Genomic DNA, 1,474 nt, shown 5'->3' with positions numbered 1-1,474 from the left:
AATTGTTCGATGGGGTCGCTCAGGGATGAGGGATTTGTTGTTTTTGGGGTGGGAGTTGAGGGAGTTGGAGTTGTAGGATTAACGGAATTGATGAGATTAACAACCTCCTGATTAGAATTGGGGGTAATATTACTGTTATTATTGAGATTGTCTTCGGGGTTATCTGTAGGAGGTGTGTTAGGATCTGTTGGGGGTTGGTCAATAACAGAAGTATCGATGGTGGTGGTAGCAATTTGAGTGGTTAACGCTTCTCCAGTATTCTCAGCCACTACTTCGTCAAAGGATTTTGTACCACTGAAGGCGGCACTTAAATCTTCCGTGACGCTGGTTTGGGCGACTTTTTGGGCTTGGAAGATGCCATCAGTGGTGGTGGAGGTCAGGATTTGCTGGTTGCTGTCAGCGATAACTTGGGATAATTGAGCCGCATTGTTGGTAATCACCTCTAGGTTAATAGTGTTGCCTGGGTCTATCTCTGCTAACATATTGGTTATATTGCCAACTGTGTTAGTAATCAGAGTTTGAATCGCTGTGCTATCACTGAGATTAACACTACTACTTTGCAGGAGTTCGGCTAGATTCCCAGTCACCTGAGCATCTAAGCTATTGCTGCTGATGCCAGCAACGGTTTGCAGGGAGTTACTGATTTGACTAATCAGGGTTTGCACTGCCACTTGTGCCGCTAACACCGCTAAACCTTCAGGAGAACCCGCTTGGGCGGCTGCGATGGCATCAAAGGTGGCTAAATTAATGGTGCTGGGGAGTCCCAAAGCAGTTTTGACTTGGGTTTCGGATGCGTCTGGGGTGAGTCCTGTATCGACGAGGGTAGAAATTAGGGTGGTTAGAGGGGTAACTACCGTAGAATCGGGAACTGCCCGCAGTGTGCCTGTAAAGGCTTGTCCGGTAATGGCATCGGTGCCACCGACGACCACATATTCCCCTTCATCGAAGTCGAGAGTGCCATTGCTGTTGAGGTCGAAGTTACCCGCAATCTCCAGGGTGAAATTACCCGCAGCATCTGTGGTTGCACCAGGTTCATCGCTATCTTGGGTGCGGTTGAAGTTGGTGTCTAGGAAGGCTGTGGCTCCAGAGATGGGGCCATCTAAAGCTTTGGCTTTGATAGTTTTGGAGATAGCTGCGGGGCTGGCGACTTTAATATCGCTACTGAACACAGCATGAGTGTTAAGGTTAGCTCCTTGAAAGTCTTGAGTTTTGGTGGCTGCATTGGCGGCTAAGTTGTCTGTAAAGGTGGTATCACTGCTAATGGTGACGGTTGGGGGTGAGATGGGTAAACCTTGGTCATTAATCTTCTTCTGAGCATCTATCGTTGCTTGGGTGAGGGCAAATATAGCTCCTCCAAACCCTTGTCCTTCATCGGTGGTGATACGTTTGTCAGTTCCCGTTCCTCCAATGGCTTTGGAATTTGAGAAACTGGAGCCTGTGATGGTGAGGTTGCCTTCCCTGACAAAAATCGCTC

The 1,474-nt window shown here is 48.3% G+C and carries 1 pseudogene; it reads right to left on the bottom strand.

What is annotated here, in order from left to right:
- Nucleotides 1-1,474, bottom strand: a pseudogene (locus PL9214_RS31780) (hypothetical protein); the annotation flags it as partial.

Source organism: Planktothrix tepida PCC 9214, from assembly GCF_900009145.1.
In the GTDB taxonomy this organism is placed as follows: Bacteria; Cyanobacteriota; Cyanobacteriia; order Cyanobacteriales; family Microcoleaceae; genus Planktothrix; species Planktothrix tepida.
The sequence above is the reverse complement of the archived record's forward strand: the minus strand, read 5'-3'. Positions and strand labels throughout refer to the sequence as shown.